Here is a 15836-nt window from a genome sequence, read left to right as displayed (position 1 = left end):
AGGAGCTTTACGTGAGCGAATTCGACAACGTCACCGCCCCGCCGCCGCCGCCGGCCCACACCGATCCGGTGCCGAGCGACCAGCGCACGATGGCGCTGGCCGCGCACCTGCTGGGCATCTTCACCTGGTTCATCGGCCCGCTGATCATCTGGCTGGTCAACAAGGACGGCAGCAGCAAGGCATTCGTCAACGACCAGGCCAAGGAAGCGCTGAATTTCCAGATCACCATCACCATCGCGATGCTGATCTGCTTCGTGCTGATGATCGTGATCATCGGCGGCCTGCTGGCGCCGCTGGTCGGCATCCTGAATCTGGTCTTCTGCATCATCGCAGCCGTGAAGGCGAACAACGGCGAAGCCTACCGCTACCCGTTCGCGCTGCGTCTGGTGAAGTAAGCGGCCCGCTGCACGCGCGGCGGTCCCAAGGAAAACGCCCGGCACTGCCGGGCGTTTTTTTTTGTGTTCTTCCCGGTAACGAAAGGCCAGGCATCGCCGGGCTTCACATCAATGATTGCGCTCGACCGCCAGCCGTCCCAGGGCACGCAATGCATCGGCGCGGTCGTCGTAGCCGGCCAGGCTGTCGTGCATGCGCGCGCTGAGTGCAGCCAGTTCGGCCTTGGCACCCTCCATGCCGAGCAGCGCGGGGAACGTCGATTTTTCCTGTGCCTGGTCCTTGCCGGCGGTCTTGCCGAGCTGCTCGGAGCTGGCTTCGACATCGAGGATATCGTCGCGCACCTGGAACGCCAGGCCGAGCGCGTTGGCGAAATCGTCGAGCTGCAGCAGGTCGGTCTGCGGTGCATCGCCGCACAGCGCGCCCATCCGCACGGCCGCGCGGATCAGCGCGCCGGTCTTCAGTGCATGCATGCGCTGCAGCGCCTCCAGCGGCTGTGCATGGCCGGTGGCGTCGATGTCGAGTGCCTGGCCGCCGCACATGCCTGCGGCGCCGGATGCATGGGTCAGCGCCTGCAGGCAGTGCACGCGCAGCAGCGCCGGCAGTGCGGCATCGGCAAGCAGCCCGAAGGCACGGGTCTGCAGCGCATCGCCGGCCAGGATCGCGGTGGCTTCGTCGAAGGCGATGTGCGTGGTGGGGCGACCGCGGCGCAGCGCGTCGTCATCCATCGCCGGCAGGTCGTCATGGACCAGCGAATAGGCGTGGATCAGCTCGACCGCCGCGGCCGGCGCATCCAGCGCGTGTTCGTCCGCGCCAAAAATCCGCCCACTGGCGTAGACCAGCAGCGGGCGCATCCGCTTGCCACCGCCGAGCACGGCGTAACGCATCGCCTGGTGCAGGCGCTGCGGCGAGGATTCCGGAGAAGGCAGGCTGGCGTCGAGCTGGCTTTCAATGCGGTCGCGCCATCGCGCGAACGTGGACTCAACCGTCATGGCCGGGCGGATCGAAGCTGTCGGCCGCGTCCGGCTGGGCCGGATCGCGGAGCAGGCGCACGCGCAGTTCGGCCTGTTCCAGCGCCTGCTGGCACTGGCGGTACAGGCCCACACCACGTTCGTAGGCGCTGAGCGACTGTTCCAGGCTCATCTCGCCGGTTTCCATCTTCTCCACCAGGTGCTCGAGTTCTTCCAGCGACTGCTCGAAGTGGGCGACCGGGGAGGTTTCGTTGGGGGACTTCTTGGGCATGCCGCAAGTGTGATGCGCGCGCCCGGTGGGGTCAATTCACGCGCTGCCCGGCGTCCACTGCAGGTGGGCGTGGTGTTCATCCAGCCACTGCTGCAGCGTTGCGGCGATCACCCGGTCGCCAGCGGCAACGAGCGTGTCGTCCTGGAACAGCAGCGGCAGCTGGCGGCGCTGCCACGGTGGCAGTCCACGCTGCTGCAGCAGGTCTTTGAGCGCGTGTGAATGGGTGCGGCCGGGCAACTGGATGCGTTCGCCGCCCCGCCGCGCACGGACCTGGACCGGCGTGGGCAGGCGTGTGGCGCCGAGCAGCGCCAATTGGCCACCGTCGGGCAGCGCCAGCACTGCCCGCCCGTCCCAGTGCACGCTCCAGTGCGGGGGCAGGGCCAGGGTAACGGAGAGCAGGTGCAGCTCACCGCGCCAGCGACGGATGCGTGCGCCCTGCCAGGCGAACTGCGCATCGGCGTCCGGTGCGGCAGGCAGCAGGTCCTGCTCGATCGCGTCCACGCCTGCGGCCGGCAGCGGCGGCAACCCGCTGTTGCGCACCCAGCGCCGCAGCAGGCGCGCCCGGCGCTCGGCAGGCAGCCGTTGCAGCGGGGTGATGGACATCACCCCCGGGGCGATCAGGCAACGTCGCAGCGCGTCGCGATCGGTGCTGTCCAGCAACCGCTGCGACTGCGCGCACAGTGCGGCGCTGCGCGCGAACGCGGCATCGGCCTGTGGCCAGCGTTGCTGCAGCAGCGGCATCACGTGCAGGCGCAGGAAATTGCGGTCGGCATCGTCGCGCGCATTGCTGGGGTCGTCGATCCAGTGCAGGCCGTGCGTGCGGGCGTGGTCGAGCAGGGCGCTGCGCGGCACCTGCAGCAGCGGGCGCCAGACCGAACCGGCAGCGAACCCGGCATGGGCCTGGATCGCCGCCAGCCCATCCACGCCCGAGCCGCGCAGCGCACGCAGCAGGAAAGTCTCGGCCTGGTCGTCGCGATGGTGGGCCAGCGCCAGGCGCTCGCCGGGGCGCAGGGCATGGGCGAAGGCGTCGCGGCGTGCGTTGCGGGCGGCCGCTTCCAATCCCTGGCCGCTGTCGCGCGCCACATCGACATGGATCACCTGCAGCGGAATCTCCCAATCGGCGCAGATGGCCCGGCAGTGGTCGACCCAGCCATCGGCGGCGGCCTGCAGGCCGTGGTGGACGTGCAGCGCGCGCAGCCCGGCCGCGCGCTGTGCGGGCATCGCCGCCAGCCAGTGCAGCAGGACGGTCGAATCCAGCCCTCCACTGAAGCCGACCAGCACCGGAGTGGGGGTGTCGGGAGAAACGGGCAGGTCGATCGGCATCGGGTCCGGCATGGCTCAGGCAGGCCGGCAGTATCGGGTCTGGCGGTCATCGCCGCCATGTGCGCCCGTCATGGCGTGGCGGGAGCGGGAACGCGGCGTCCCTGGCGGTCGATGTGGAACCACTCCCCGCCCTCCATCGGGATGTGGCCCTGGGCGTCGGCCGGGCCGCGGCGGCAGCCGTTGCAGACCTGCGCGATGCCGTCGGTGAACGGCCAGCCGAAGTCGAAGGTGGCCGGGAAGGCCTGCCCCAGGCGGGCATCGAAGTAGCCGATGCGTGCGCCGACGCGGCCGCGCATCAGGCCTTCAGCGAGCGGGTCCGGACCGTTGTCCCACGTGATGACCGCCTGGGTGCGGCCCTGCCGGTTGACGTAATGGAAGCTGTCGCCGGCCCACACGACCGCCAGTCCGTCGTCGTCGTAATCGAGCTGGGCCAGCGTCTGTTCCTCGATGCGGGGGCTGCCTGTCTCCAGGGTGCAGCCGGGCAGCATCCACAGCCCGTGTTCCTGGGTGAGTACCTTGCACTCCGGCGCCTGGGCATGCGCTGCAACGCATGCGAGCAGGCTGGCGAGCAGGCTGGCGGGCAGCCGCAGGCGCCGCGCGTGGCGCCTGCGGCGTGCCGGATGCGGGGTGCCCGTCATCAGGGCGCCCCGGCCTTGCGCTCGAAGGCCGCTGGCGTCGGCAGGTTCACCGGTACGCCCTTGGCATCGCAGGTGCCGGCCGCACACAGCCGCTCGCGCAGGCGCGGGGTGGCCTGGACGATCATGTGATAGATGGCGTTCTGCTCCATCGTGCCGCGGATGGCCTTGCTGCCGGGGCCGCGCGCCCAGATGCCGACGTCTTCGCCGCCGTGGGTTTCGCTCTTGGTCGGAACCAGTGCTTCCTGCATGTAGTCGGGGTGTTCGGTATCCACATGGGACAGGTCCGGCCGGCCGCTGGCCGCCTCGAAGCTGCTGGGGTTGTGCGGGTAGGTCTTGGGGCCGGCCGGCTGCTGGTTGGTGGCGCCGGTGTAGCCGGGACCATTGGCATAGCTCAGCGTTGTGTAAGGCAGGCCGAGGCCGTCGCGGGCGACGTCGAGCGCACCGGAACCATCTTCGCCGCCCTTGTCCTTGACCTTGCCGAGGATCGGATTGCCGCGCGCCGGGTAGCCGACGAAGTTCAGCGTGTGCGAGTGGTCGGCGGTGACGATGATCAGGGTGTCCTGGTCGGACGTCGCGTCGACGGCGGCGCGCACGGCATCGGAGAGGGCCACGGTGTCGCTCAGGGCACGGTAGGCGTTGCCGCTGTGGTTGGCGTGGTCGATACGCGCGCCTTCGACCATCAGCACATAGCCTTCCTGGTGGCGGGACAGGTTGGCGATGGCGGCCCGGGTCAGCTCGGCCAGGCTCGGTTCGCCGGCCGGGTCGTCCTTGCGCTCGATCTCATAGCGCATGTGGTCCGGTTCGAACAGGCCAAGGATTGCCGGTGCGTTGGCGGCAGCCTGCAGCTGTTGGGCGTTCCAGACATAGGCGCCCTGCGGATGGGCCTGCTGCCATTCGGTGACCAGGCTGCGGCCGTCCAGCCGCTGGCCGACCTTGTCGTCGTACTCGGGGTCGCGCTCTTCAACGGTGGTGAATTCGCCGCGCCCGCCGCCGAGGGCCACCAGCGGGCCGCGTCCGTACCGCGACGTGGACAGCAGCTGCTGGGCGATGTCCTTGCAGCCGGCTGCCTTGGCGGCCTCGGGCAGGTCGGTATCGTTTTCCCAGTTGCGCTCGGGCGAATGGGCATAGGTCGCCGCCGGGGTGGCGTGGGTCAGGCGGGCGGTGGAGACCACGCCGGTGGCCATGCCGGCACTGTCGGCCAACTGCAGCCAGGTCAGCAGTCCCTTGTCCAGGCTGTCGGCGCAGTCGGTGCGCTGGCCGGCGCTGACGCCGATGGCACCCATGTGGGTCTTCACGCCGGTGGTGATGGCGGTCATGGTGCCGGCCGAGTCGGGGGTCTGCGAGTCGGTGTTGTAGGTTTTGCTGAATGCGGTGGCCGGGAAGCGCTCCCACGACAGCAGGTTTTCTTCGCCCGGGTTGCCGTTGCGCTGGCCTTCGAAGATGCGTGCGGCCGCGACGGTGGTCAGGCTCATGCCATCACCGAGGAAGAGGATCACGTTCCTGGCCCGCCCCTGCATGGCCCCGTTGCCGGCCGCGCGGGCAGCCCCGCTGCGGTACCACCACTGCGGGGTTTCACCGGCAGGATGGGCCACGGGCGGCACATCGACCTGGATGGCGGCCGGGCCGTTGCGGGAGGTGGAGGCGGGGGTGGCACAGGCGCCGAGCAGCAGCGTGGTGGCGATGGCCACCACCAGGGACGTGGAACGGGACATGGACAGGCATATCTCACAGGTGAATCGGGCGTTCATTATGCAGAACGGCGCAAGGCACGCCGATGACACGCTGATTTTCTATCCACACCTCGTTCCGGGCGCCGGCTTGGGCTATCGTGCCCAGCTGTCAAATCCTCTCTGGAATGCTCATGAAGCTGGTCTCTGCGTGGTTGCGGATTCCGTTCTGGCAACGTGTGCTGGGCGGCTTCGTGCTGGGTGCGCTGGCCGGCTGGTTGCTTGGGCCGGCGGCGGAAACCTGGTTCGGTCCGCTTGGTGATCTGTATGTCACGCTGATCAAGATGATTGCGGTGCCGCTGGTGTTCTTCGCGGTGATCAATGCCATTTCATCGCTGCACGGGCAGAAGTCGGTGGCGGCGCTGGGCGGGCGGACGTTCCTGTGGTTCATCATCACGGCGGCGTTGGCGGTGTGCGTCGGCCTGGCGGTAGGCACGCTGATGCAGCCGGGCACCGGCAACCTCAGTCTGAGCATGGACCACGGCTACACGCCACGGGAGGTGCCGAGCATCGTGAAGGTGCTCATGGACGTGGTGCCGTCCAATGTGTTCTATGCGCTGACCGGCATCGGCACCAAGGTGAATGCCGCCGGTGAGACGGTGCTCGCTGCCGGGCGCGGGTCGATCCTGCCGGTGATCTTCTTCGCGGGCCTGCTCGGCTTTGCGATGGTGAAGCTGGGCGACAAGGTGGCCGAGGCGCGCAAGCTGACCGGTCAGCTGAGCGACATCATGATCCAGGTGACGCGCTTCGTGCTGGAGATCACGCCGCTGGGAACGTTCGGCCTGATCGCCGGGCTCGTCGGCAGCTACGGGTTCGAGAAACTGCTGCCGCTGGGCAATTTCGTCCTGGCGCTGTACGTGGCCTGTGCGCTGCACATCGTGGTGGTCTACGGGAGCCTGCTGCTGGCACACGGTCTGAATCCGCTGAAGTTCTTCCGGGGGGCTGCACCGGGCATGCAGGTGGCGTTCGTGAGTTCGTCCAGTTTCGCGGCGATGCCGGCGGCGATGCGCTCGATCACGCACAACCTGGGCGTCAACAAGGACTACGCCTCGTTCGCGGTGCCGCTGGGCGCGAGCATCAAGATGGACGGCTGCGGGGCGATCTATCCGGCGCTGTGCGCGGTGTTCATCGCCCAGTACACGGGCGTGCCGCTGACGCCGGAGCAGTACATCGTGGTGTTGATCGCCTCGGTGCTGGGCAGCTTCGGGACCGCGGGCGTGCCGGGCACGGCGGTCGTGATGGCGACGGTGGTGCTGAGCGCGGCGAACCTGCCGCTGGAGACGATCGGCTACCTGTACGCGATCGATCGCATCCTGGACATGATGCGGACGATGACGAACGTGACCGGGCAGATGCTGGTGCCGGTCCTGGTGGCCAAGGAAACCGGGTTGCTGGATCGTGCGGTCTACGACAACCCGTCGACCAACCTGGGTGTGGACGAGGGCGAAGAACGCCCGTCCTGATCGCACACCGTGCGGATGGGCACGTCGCACAGGGCCGGCATCTGCCGGCCCTGTCTGTGTGGGGCGGACACCGCCTGCCGCCCGAATCTGATGGATGCTCCTTCTCTCCTCGCTGACCACGCACCGTAACGCGGTGTATCAGGGGGGTGTAACAGCGTTGATACAGGCCCGCCACCGTTGACGCTGCGGGGCGCGCCGCCTGTCCCCGCGCACGTTCAGGCAACGATTTTCCCACGCGGATGTAACACCGATGAAGCGGCTGCCGCGTGCGAACGCCGGCAAGGCCTTGTCGTACGGGCCTGCTGGACTTGGCACGATTGCTGCGATGTCCCTGCGCATGTTTTCGGGAGTTCGCCATGGACAGCATCGCCGCACGCAGGACACCGCGCTTCAGCCCCTGGTGGCTGGCCGCAGTGATGGTACTGCCGCTGGCCGCCACGGCCTCCGGCGCACGTCAGGGAGTGAAGGCCCAGCCGGGTGAAATCGTGCTGCTGCGCGATGTGTCCACCCGGCCGGCGTATCGTCCCGCACCGCCCGGGATCGCCCTGATTGCCGAGCCGTCGCCCCGTCGCGAAGTCGGCCAGGCGCTGGGCACCTCGACCGGGATGGATGAACTCAGCGACGACGACTATGCCTCGCTCGGGTCCAATACCGGCGCAGGCGCCGCCCACGGGTCGACCACGATCGAACGCGTGACCGGCCAGACCGTCAACAACACACTGGGCAAGGTCACCGACAACGGCATGCTGTCCGGCGGTCAGTTCAGCAACACCATCGGCGGCTCAATGGGCGCGGTGGGCAATGCCACGCGCGGCATCGGCGACCAGGTGCGGGGCGCGCTGGCGCAGTTCCCGCTCGGCCAGCCTGCAGGCGGACCCGGCAAATGAGCGCCTGGCTGCGGGGCAGTGCGCTGGCGCTCGCGCTGATCGTTCCGGCTGTCGCCGCGGCGCAGTCCGGCGACGATTACGCCGCGATGCTGTCCTACCTCAACCACAGCCGCATGGACGGCCGTGCGCTGGCCGGCGCCAACGGTGCGATGAGCGTGAACATGGTGGCCGGCGATCTCAACCAGCAGGCCAACCTCATCGGCATCGCCAACGGGCAGCGCGCCAGTGTTGCCGTCCAGGCACAGCAGCGCCAGACCGCCGACCGCGTGCTCGCCGACGGCCCGATGGATGCCAGCGCGAGCATCGGCGGACAGGCACTGCGCGGCGCCAGCGGCGTCGCATCGATCAATCAGGCCAGCGGCAACGGCAACGCGACGCTCAACGTCGTGACCGCGACGCTGGCGCAACAGGGCATACGCGAAACCACCGACGAGGCTCTGGCCGCGTCGGGTGCGCTCGCGTCAGCAGGGGGGCAGGCGACCGTCAACGACGGCCGGCCGGCTGGAACCCGCAGGGTGGCGGTGGAAGCGACCGCACTGCAGGGTTTCGACGGCGTCCTGCAACTCAATCAGATCGCGGGATCCGGCAACGCCACCGCAAATCAACTGAGCATCTCGGTGCAGTCCACCCCGTGAGTAGTCACATCCACCCGATTGTCTGTGATGAGAGAGAGGGCACCATGAACACCACCATGAAGCGGACCGTACTCGCAGTCGCCATCGCTGCGGCATCGGCCACGGCCGGCGCCAACGGCTGGGGCAATGACCGTGACAACCAGAACCAGAGCGCGAACATCAATCACCTGCACAATGTGAGCGAGACCCGCACCAACACCAACACCGATACCAACACCGAAACCAACACCAACACCGATTCGCGGACCTGGAACCGGACCTGGAACAACACCCGCAACACCAACACCACCACCAACACCACCGTCAACGAAGACGTCACCCGCAACCGCGATGTAACGGTCAACGAAGACGTCAACAAGACCAGCAACATCCAGGCCGACGAGCGCAAGGAAAAGAACAACCACGGCGTGGACGTGAACCTGGAGAAGGATCTGCGTCTGAGCTCGGACATCAACTTCTCCGGCGATCCGGAGATCACCGGCTCGATCGACCTGGACTCGGCCGCCATCGCCATCATCGACAACCGCCAGTCGGTCACCAACAACATGGCGGGCAACAGCCTGGTGACCAACAGCGCTTCGATCGCCGATGACGTCGGCGCCGATGCGTCCGGCAACCTCGGCTTCAACGTTGCCGCCGGCGACAACAATGCCCAGGACAACGCCGCATCGCTGTCTGCGGCTGATGCGTCCTTCAGCTTCGGCATGGCCGACGCCGAAGTGTTCGTCAACCAGTACGGCGCAGGCAACACCACCCTCAACTCCGGCGTGACCAACGCGGCGGGCCTGGGCGGCAATGCCTTCAGCGGTGCGTCCGGCAACATCGGCGTCAATGCCACCTCCGGCAACAACAACGAGCAGAAGAACGCGCTCGCCGCCTCGGTGGCCACCGCGGCCTATGCCACCTCGAGCATCAGCTCCAACCAGGTCTCCAGCGGCAATACCGTCAGCAATGCCGGCTATCTGCAGCGCATGACCGATACCGTGGACGTGAGCCTGCGCGGCCGTGTCGCCGGCGGGACCCTCGCGGTGGGTGCGGGCCGCTACAGCGGTACCGGCAACGCCTACCAGAAGGACAACTACTACCTGGATACGTGGAATGGCGAGTTGGACCATCCGAGTGGCAATGCAACGGGCCACATCGACATGGATAACGACATCCAGAACGCGACGGCGAATCCGAATCGCCAGGGTGTGGGCGGTATCGCCTTCGATACCGACGAGAGCGGCACCAGCCAGTTCGTCGAACTGGGCGTGGCCGACCTGTACGCGAGCCTGAGCGGCACCGTCTCCACCACCCGCTGGGTGGCGGTGAATGCAACCAACACCGCGGCCCTGTCCGGCAGTGCGTTCTCCAATGCCTCCGGCAACATCGGGGTGAACGTGTCGGCGGGTACCGGCAACCTGCAGGCCAACAGCCTGGCGCTGGCCGTGGCGCAACCCTCCACCGGCGGCGGTGGCGGCGGCACCGGCGAGTAAGTCTGTCCGTTTTCGCAAGCAGTACGCGTTGAGCGCAACAAACCCGGCCATCCGCCAATGGCCGGGCTCCCCGGGAGCCCCTGTCCCTTCTCCCCCTTTCGGGGCAGGGGCTCCTTCCTGAGCCGGAGAAGGCAATGTCCAACCGTTTTCGCATCTGGATGCTGGTGTGGGCGTTGTCGCTGCTGATGCTGCCGATGGGCGCGGTACGCGCCGGCGATGTCGGCTTCAGTGGCGTGCTGCCCAATGGAGCGGTGCTGACCCAGCGTGTGGAAAGCATGCAGGAACGGCGCTTCCGCAACATCGTGCGGCAGCACACCGACTACAGCTGCGGCGCGGCGGCGCTGGCCACGATCCTGCGCTACGCCTACCACCTGGAGGCGGACGAAGGCACGGTGATCGAAGGGATGATGGGGGTATCGGACCCCCAACTGGTGCACCAGCGCGGATTCTCGCTGCTGGACATCAAACGTTATGTGGAATCGATGGGCATGCGCGGGCGCGGCTACCGCGTCAACGAAGAGCGGTTGCGATCGCTGCGCGTGCCTGGACTGGTGCTGATGGACGTACGCGGGTTCCGTCACTTCGTGGTCCTCAAGCAGGTCCGTGGCGATGTGGTGGACGTGGCCGACCCGATCCTGGGCAACCGCAGCCTGCCCGTCAGTGAATTTCTCAAGGCGTGGCCGTCGCGCGCCGTGTTTGTCGTGATCGGCAGTGATTTCGATCGCAACACGGTGCTGCTGCAGCCTGGCGAACGGCCCAGTGCGCGTTCGCTGTATGCCCGGCAGGGCCCGATCACCGACGCGGAACTGGTCGACTTCGGATTCACCCATGCCGACCTGTTTTAAGGAGTCAACATGAACATCGCAACGTGGACGCCCGGCGTGGTGCTGCTGGCCGTGCTCGGCATGGCACCGGCGCATGCCGACGAAAGCCGGCCCGGCAAGGGACTGAGCGAGATCCCCGATCCGGAACTGAACCTCATGCGGGGACGCTACACCGTCGGTGGCAATACAGTGGCCTGGTTCGGCGTCACCATGATCTCGCAGTGGCAGACCGCCGGCGGCCAGTCGGCGCAGAGCGCGCTGAAACTGGGCATGGACTTCACCCAGGGCAGCACCCCGCGTATCACCTTCGCGCCCAGCGTCAGCGTTACCGCCGTCGATGCTCCGCTGCCGGTCACCACCGGTCGCAGCATCGATGCCAGTGGCCTGCAGAACGTGGCCGGACTCAGCCAGACCATCCAGGTCGCCGGCGACGGCAACCAGGCCAGCAATGCCACCCGGCTGACCGTGCGTGACGGCGTTGCGCCGCCCGCCGGTAGCGACAGCGCGCACGTGGCCTCACTGCAGCGCGATGGGGTCAGTGCCATTGCCCAGCTGGACGGCAACAGCGCCAAGGTGCAGTTGCAGATCGAGGGCGCCGGCGCGGTGCAGCAGTGGATCCGCAACGGCAGCGTCGGCCAGAGCATCGCGCTCAGCAGCGACGGCCAGGCGGTGAGCAATCGCCTGCAGATCGATCTGGTCAGGCAGTCCCTGGTCAACAACGTCCCGCTGAGCCAGAACGTGGCCCAGGCGATGACGCTGGTACGGGGTGTAGGCATGGGGCCGGGCCAGTAAGGCAGGACCGGCAAGGGGGCGACAACACAACCGTGGGCCAAGGCAATGCACACTTCGATACGGGCAACACCGCTGGCGCTGGCGGCGCTGGCACTGATGGCAGCGGCGGGCGCGCACGCGCAGCAGCCAGCCGGCAACGACCAGGCCGACGTGAAGGCACTGATGGCGCAGCTGGAAACCCTGAAGGCGAATTACGCCCAGGAAGTGCGGCGGTTGCGCGAGCTGGACATGCAGGTCCAGGCAATGCAGGCACGCCTGACCGGCAAGACCGCACCGGTCGCGGCGGCGGGTGCTGCGGCACCCCCGCCACTGCCTGCCGGCACACCGACGGCACCGGTGGGCGGGGAGGGCTATGCGAGCAGCGCCGAAGAGGCGCGGCAGGCCAAACAGGAATCGCGGCGCAGCGTGGATGACGTCAAGCAGCAGCAGGCCGCGTTGTTCAGCCGTCGCTTTACCCTGGAAAACAGCCTCACCTACGCCCGCTACGATCGCAAGCAGCTCAGCCTCAACGGCTTCCTTGCCCTGGATGCGATCTTCCTCGGCAACATCGCCATCGAGAACGTGGAGTCCGACACGCTGACCTACAACCTGGCCGCGCGCTGGGGTGTCAGCCCGCGCCTGACCTTGAACATGGACGTGCCCTACCTGGCGCGAAAGACGGTCTTCCAGAAGGGCGGTGCCGGTGGCTCGGCCGCGGCGATCGCGCAGGAGGAAACCACCGGCAACGGAATCGGCGATATCGGCGTCAGCGCCAATTACAAGCTGTTTTCCGAACACGGGCGGTGGCCGGAGACGGTGCTGACCGTGGGGGCCACCGCGCCCACCGGGCGTGCGCCGTACGGGTTGGACTGGAAGGTGCTGGAACGCGATGACGACGACTTCATCCGCTTTGCGGTCCCCGAGCAGCAGCCCACCGGCAATGGCGTATGGCAGGCCAACGTCGGCCTGTCGGCGGTGAAGACCGCCGATCCGGCGATCCTGTTCGCCAACATCGGCTACATCCATTCCTTCCCGCGCAGTTTCGACGACATCGATGCCAATCCGGATACGGTCAACCCCGGCGACGTGAAGCTCGGCGGCTCGTACTACTTCGGTGCCGGCGTCGCCTTCGCATTCAATGAGCGCACCAGCCTCAGCATCTCCTTCAGCGACAAACTCAGTGCGCGCGCCTCCACGCGGTATCGCAACGGCCAATGGCTGAAGGTGATCGGCAGCGACGCCAATGCCGGCACGCTCAACCTCGGCATCACCTATGCGCTCAATCAGAACACCACGCTGGTGAGCCTGCTCGGCATCGGCCTGACGCCGGACGCGCCGGACTTCACCCTGGCGTTCAAGGTGCCGTACATGCTGTAAGGCATCTCGACGCCAGGCCCTACCGCAGTTCCGGCAGGGCCAGCTGGTGCTTGCGACACAGGCGGTAGATGGTGACCCGCGAGACCTGCATCGTGCGGGCACAGGCGCTGATGTTGAAGTCGCTCTGGCGCAGCGCATGCAGCAGCGTTTCACGCTCGGCCACCTGGCGGGCGTCGTGCAGGCCGCGGTGCGCGGTCGGCAGCAGCGGCTGCCCCAGTTCCAGGTCGGTGGCGCTGATCAGCTCGGTTTCGGCGACGATCGCCGCGCGCTGCACGCGGTTGAGCAGCTCGCGGACATTGCCCGGCCAGTGGAAGCGCTCAAGCGCACGCAATGCGTCGGCGCTGAAGCCGCGCGCGCGGGTGGCATGGCGGTGGCGGAAGCTGTCCAGGAAGTGACGGGCCAGCAGCACGATGTCGCTGCCGCGCTCGCGCAGGGGGGGCAACGGCAGCCGCAGCACGTTGAGCCGGTAGAACAGATCGCGGCGGAACCGGCCCTGTTCCACCGCCGTTTCCAGATCCACATGGGTGGCGGCAAGCACGCGCACGTCCACGGCCAGCGGGCGGTTGCTGCCCACGCGTTCGACCGTGCCTTCCTGCAGCACACGCAGCAGGCTGGTCTGTGCGTCCAACGGCAGGTCTCCGATCTCATCCAGCAGCACCGTGCCGCCATTGGCGGTTTCGAACAGGCCGAGCCGCCGCGCTGCCGCGCCCGTGAAGGCACCGCGCTCGTGCCCGAACAGTTCCGACTGCACCAGGGCGGCCGGGATGGCCCCGCAGTTGACCGCCATGAACGGGTGCGCGTGGCGGGGCGACAACGCATGCAACGCCTGCGCGGCCAGTTCCTTGCCAGTACCGGTTTCGCCGGTGATCAGCACCGGCAGCTCCACCGGCGCGAACTTGCGCAGCGCCGCGCGGGTGACCTGCAGCACCGCACTGTCGCCGATCAGTGCCTGTGGACCGGGTCCGCTGCGCGCGCCGTCGCCGTCGGCGAGTTCCTGCAGGCGCAGCACCAGGTGCGGCATGTCCACCGGGGCACGATAGGTGGCCACGCAGGCCTCCAGCAGCGCGTCCACGGCCGGCGAGGGGGGCAGCCCGGTGGAGGGAACGATCGCCAGCAGGCTCATGTGGCGATGCTCCACCAGCAACTGCTGCAGAGGGGCCAGTTGGGCCGGCACGCCATCGCGCAGGTCGAGCAGACCGACGATCTGGTCGCTGCCACGCATGCCGATGCTGGCGCACTGCTCGGGCGCCACGCCCCGGACCTGCCAGCCTGCCGCCGCCAGCGCGGCACGTTCGTTGGCCAGGGGGCGCCCAAACCAGATCACACACCGGGCCGGGAATTCAGGGACTGCCGCCATGCGTCACCTTGTCGAGAAGAACAGGGGCGGCATCAGGTCCTGGACGGGTGCTCCGAACGTGCCGCCCCACGCCCGGTCCGCTACTCCCCGGCGTTTGGCACGGGGAGATCGCCAGCGAAGAATGCCTGCACGACAGAAGGAACAACGCCGGTTGGCGGCGGTACCGGCCAGCGGCAAGGGCCGGTTCGGAAACCAAAAAAAAGCCGCTGCAAGGCAGCGGCTTTCCCGGCGGGCGGTGGCGGCAGGCTCAGAGCTCGACGCGACGGGCCTGCATGAACTTGGCGCTCCAGTAACCGGTGACCAGGCTGTCCACACGGACGTCCTTGCCGGTGCTGGGGGCGTGCAGGAAGCGGCCTTCACCGACATAGATGCCGACGTGGTCGACCCGGCCCTTGCGGCCGAAGAACACCAGGTCGCCGGCTGCCAAGGCGTTGCGGTCGTTGATCAGTTCGGCCTCGCCGTCATGGGCCATCTCGCGCGAGACGCGCGGCAGTTCGATGCCCAGGGCGGTACGGAACACGTAACCGACCAGGCCGCTGCAGTCGAAGCCGCTGTCCGGCGAGGTGCCGCCCCAACGGTACGGGGTGCCCAGCAGGGTCATCGCGCGGCGCAGCAGGGACTGCACCTTGCCGTTGTCGGCGGCGCTGCCGACCACGGCGCCGGTGCTGGCGTCGTAGTTGGCGAGCAGGCGGCTCAGATCGCCGGCGACCATCGCCGAGCGGTCCATCAGGGGAATGGTGTCGTTGGCCGCCAGGTGCGGAAGCAGGGCGGCGAGGGTGGCGCTGGCAGCGGCATCGGCCTTGCTGCGGGCCGGCGCTTCAGCCTTGGGACGGGCCGGCGCGGTGGAATCGGGGGTAGCGGTGACGGCGGGTGCAGCAGCCTCGGAGCCGGTCGTCGGAGCGGTCTGGGCCCAGGCCGGAAGGCTGGCCAGGCAGAGCGCGAAAGCGAGGAGGGCGGGTCGGGCGCTTCGCCGGGAAGCGGCGGTCTGGCCTTTGCAAGTCAGGTCGTCTGTCGTCACGCGGCGGTCACTGAATAAAAACGATGGGTGATCATGCCGTGTAAGACCTGTGATTTGGTACAAATTCCGTTAAATTTTCGTTTTACTTGGCGTGATATTCGTCACAAATTTGGACCTTGCCCCTGTTCAGCTTAGTGCAGGACACGTTTCGCCCCTGTGTAATGGTCCTTCCAGTACGCGCCACCGAGCGAATCCAGCCGCACCGTTCCACCGGTGCTGGGGGCGTGGACAAACCGCCCTTCACCCACATAGATGCCGACGTGCGAGACGCTGCCGCGGCTTCCGAAGAAGACCAGATCGCCCGGCGCCAGCCGCTGCGGGTCGATCTTCGGCCCTTGGACCGCAGCCAGGTCGCGCGAGGTGCGCGGCAGGCGCAGGTCCAGCATTTCCCTGTACACGTAGGCGACCAGGCCGCTGCAGTCGAAGCCGGACTCGGGCGTGTTGCCGCCGTAGCGATACGGGGTGCCGACCAGACCGATGGCGCGCATCAGCACGGCGTTGGCCGCCGCCGGGTCGCTCGGTGCCACTGTGGGCCAGACCTGGCTGGCGGCGGGCGGGGACGAGGGACGGACCGCCTTGCCGCCACCGCAACCGGCGAGCAGGGCGACCGCGAGCAGGGCCAGCGCCCGGCGGACGGGCAGGCGGGTTGCGGGCGAAACTGGCGTCAGCTGCATGTTGTCCGGATAATGCGCCACCTTAGATGGCC

Annotated in this window: 16 protein-coding genes; 8 read left to right on the top strand and 8 right to left on the bottom strand. The window is 67.9% G+C overall.

Annotated elements, in window-relative coordinates; all coding sequences use genetic code 11:
- The first annotated feature begins 11 nt into the window (after nt 1-11).
- The gene (locus ACPEH1_RS04330; protein WP_423715321.1) at nt 12-395 is read left to right on the top strand and encodes a DUF4870 domain-containing protein; all 384 of its coding nucleotides are present in this window, start codon (nt 12-14) and stop codon (nt 393-395) included.
- Between the two features lie 108 nt (nt 396-503).
- Here ACPEH1_RS04330 and ACPEH1_RS04325 read toward each other — a convergent pair whose 3' ends face one another.
- The 5 genes from ACPEH1_RS04325 to ACPEH1_RS04305 form a co-directional block, all read right to left on the bottom strand.
- A complete protein-coding gene (locus ACPEH1_RS04325) occupies nt 504-1382 on the bottom strand; it encodes a polyprenyl synthetase family protein (protein WP_017355124.1) in 879 nt (292 codons plus the stop codon).
- Complete coding sequence (locus tag ACPEH1_RS04320) at nt 1372-1632, bottom strand: exodeoxyribonuclease VII small subunit (RefSeq protein ID WP_136003164.1); 261 nt, start codon at nt 1630-1632, stop codon at nt 1372-1374. Before ACPEH1_RS04320 ends, ACPEH1_RS04325 begins: the two co-directional genes overlap by 11 nt.
- 36 nt (nt 1633-1668) lie before the next feature.
- Entirely contained in the window at nt 1669-2955 is a 1287-nt protein-coding gene (tilS, locus tag ACPEH1_RS04315) for a tRNA lysidine(34) synthetase TilS (RefSeq protein WP_243746275.1), read from the bottom strand.
- Nucleotides 2956-3023: 68 nt separating this feature from the next.
- Complete coding sequence (locus ACPEH1_RS04310; RefSeq protein ID WP_229296536.1) at nt 3024-3593, bottom strand: WG repeat-containing protein; 570 nt, start codon at nt 3591-3593, stop codon at nt 3024-3026.
- Nucleotides 3593-5305, bottom strand: a complete 1713-nt coding sequence (locus tag ACPEH1_RS04305) for an alkaline phosphatase (protein ID WP_017355797.1) — start codon at nt 5303-5305, stop codon at nt 3593-3595. The genes ACPEH1_RS04310 and ACPEH1_RS04305 overlap by 1 nt, the downstream gene beginning before the upstream one ends.
- Before the next feature lie 149 nt (nt 5306-5454).
- On the opposite strand from ACPEH1_RS04305, the gene ACPEH1_RS04300 reads away from it, so the two are divergent.
- The 7 genes from ACPEH1_RS04300 (at nt 5455) to ACPEH1_RS04270 (ending at nt 12755) form a co-directional block, all read left to right on the top strand.
- A complete protein-coding gene (locus ACPEH1_RS04300; RefSeq protein WP_017355798.1) occupies nt 5455-6783 on the top strand; it encodes a dicarboxylate/amino acid:cation symporter in 1329 nt (442 codons plus the stop codon).
- A 356-nt stretch (nt 6784-7139) separates the two neighbouring features.
- The gene (locus ACPEH1_RS04295) at nt 7140-7670 is read left to right on the top strand and encodes a hypothetical protein (protein WP_136003167.1); all 531 of its coding nucleotides are present in this window, start codon (nt 7140-7142) and stop codon (nt 7668-7670) included.
- Nucleotides 7667-8305: a hypothetical protein gene (locus tag ACPEH1_RS04290; protein ID WP_423715320.1), complete on the top strand. Its 639-nt coding sequence runs from the start codon at nt 7667-7669 to the stop codon at nt 8303-8305. The genes ACPEH1_RS04295 and ACPEH1_RS04290 overlap by 4 nt, the downstream gene beginning before the upstream one ends.
- Nucleotides 8306-8349: 44 nt before the next feature.
- A complete protein-coding gene (locus ACPEH1_RS04285) occupies nt 8350-9783 on the top strand; it encodes an adhesin (protein WP_136003168.1) in 1434 nt (477 codons plus the stop codon).
- 134 nt (nt 9784-9917) lie between these two features.
- Nucleotides 9918-10628 (top strand): C39 family peptidase, encoded by a 711-nt coding sequence (locus tag ACPEH1_RS04280; protein WP_136003169.1) that lies wholly within the window; start codon nt 9918-9920, stop codon nt 10626-10628.
- 9 nt (nt 10629-10637) lie between these two features.
- Nucleotides 10638-11399, top strand: coding sequence for a hypothetical protein (locus tag ACPEH1_RS04275; RefSeq protein ID WP_423715318.1), 762 nt, complete (start codon nt 10638-10640; stop codon nt 11397-11399).
- A 45-nt stretch (nt 11400-11444) separates the two neighbouring features.
- Complete coding sequence (locus ACPEH1_RS04270; RefSeq protein ID WP_423715317.1) at nt 11445-12755, top strand: hypothetical protein; 1311 nt, start codon at nt 11445-11447, stop codon at nt 12753-12755.
- A 19-nt stretch (nt 12756-12774) separates the two neighbouring features.
- On the opposite strand, the gene ACPEH1_RS04265 is transcribed toward ACPEH1_RS04270, so the two are convergent.
- From ACPEH1_RS04265 to ACPEH1_RS04255, 3 genes are all read right to left on the bottom strand, one after another.
- The gene (locus ACPEH1_RS04265; RefSeq protein ID WP_136003171.1) at nt 12775-14112 is read right to left on the bottom strand and encodes a sigma-54 interaction domain-containing protein; all 1338 of its coding nucleotides are present in this window, start codon (nt 14110-14112) and stop codon (nt 12775-12777) included.
- A gap of 247 nt (nt 14113-14359) precedes the next feature.
- Nucleotides 14360-15130: a C40 family peptidase gene (locus ACPEH1_RS04260; RefSeq protein ID WP_017355805.1), complete on the bottom strand. Its 771-nt coding sequence runs from the start codon at nt 15128-15130 to the stop codon at nt 14360-14362.
- A 131-nt stretch (nt 15131-15261) separates the two neighbouring features.
- Entirely contained in the window at nt 15262-15804 is a 543-nt protein-coding gene (locus ACPEH1_RS04255; RefSeq protein ID WP_026070738.1) for a C40 family peptidase, read from the bottom strand.
- Nucleotides 15805-15836: the final 32 nt, after the last annotated feature.

The sequence above is a fragment of the Stenotrophomonas sp. NPDC077421 genome (assembly GCF_049545505.1).
Taxonomy (GTDB): domain Bacteria; phylum Pseudomonadota; class Gammaproteobacteria; order Xanthomonadales; family Xanthomonadaceae; genus Stenotrophomonas; species Stenotrophomonas nematodicola.
The sequence above is the reverse complement of the archived record's forward strand: the minus strand, read 5'-3'. Positions and strand labels throughout refer to the sequence as shown.

Excerpts from the sequence above, each read along its gene's own strand:
- ACPEH1_RS04325 (WP_017355124.1), bottom strand. The coding sequence starts at position 1,382 with ATGACGGTTGAGTCCACGTTCGCGCGATGGCGCGACCGCATTGAAAGC.
- ACPEH1_RS04320 (WP_136003164.1), bottom strand. The coding sequence starts at position 1,632 with ATGCCCAAGAAGTCCCCCAACGAAACCTCCCCGGTCGCCCACTTCGAG.
- tilS (WP_243746275.1), bottom strand. The coding sequence starts at position 2,955 with ATGCCGATCGACCTGCCCGTTTCTCCCGACACCCCCACTCCGGTGCTG.
- ACPEH1_RS04310 (WP_229296536.1), bottom strand. The coding sequence starts at position 3,593 with ATGACGGGCACCCCGCATCCGGCACGCCGCAGGCGCCACGCGCGGCGC.
- ACPEH1_RS04305 (WP_017355797.1), bottom strand. The coding sequence starts at position 5,305 with ATGTCCCGTTCCACGTCCCTGGTGGTGGCCATCGCCACCACGCTGCTG.
- ACPEH1_RS04300 (WP_017355798.1), top strand. The coding sequence starts at position 5,455 with ATGAAGCTGGTCTCTGCGTGGTTGCGGATTCCGTTCTGGCAACGTGTG.
- ACPEH1_RS04295 (WP_136003167.1), top strand. The coding sequence starts at position 7,140 with ATGGACAGCATCGCCGCACGCAGGACACCGCGCTTCAGCCCCTGGTGG.
- ACPEH1_RS04290 (WP_423715320.1), top strand. The coding sequence starts at position 7,667 with ATGAGCGCCTGGCTGCGGGGCAGTGCGCTGGCGCTCGCGCTGATCGTT.
- ACPEH1_RS04285 (WP_136003168.1), top strand. The coding sequence starts at position 8,350 with ATGAACACCACCATGAAGCGGACCGTACTCGCAGTCGCCATCGCTGCG.
- ACPEH1_RS04280 (WP_136003169.1), top strand. The coding sequence starts at position 9,918 with ATGTCCAACCGTTTTCGCATCTGGATGCTGGTGTGGGCGTTGTCGCTG.
- ACPEH1_RS04275 (WP_423715318.1), top strand. The coding sequence starts at position 10,638 with ATGAACATCGCAACGTGGACGCCCGGCGTGGTGCTGCTGGCCGTGCTC.
- ACPEH1_RS04270 (WP_423715317.1), top strand. The coding sequence starts at position 11,445 with ATGCACACTTCGATACGGGCAACACCGCTGGCGCTGGCGGCGCTGGCA.
- ACPEH1_RS04265 (WP_136003171.1), bottom strand. The coding sequence starts at position 14,112 with ATGGCGGCAGTCCCTGAATTCCCGGCCCGGTGTGTGATCTGGTTTGGG.
- ACPEH1_RS04255 (WP_026070738.1), bottom strand. The coding sequence starts at position 15,804 with ATGCAGCTGACGCCAGTTTCGCCCGCAACCCGCCTGCCCGTCCGCCGG.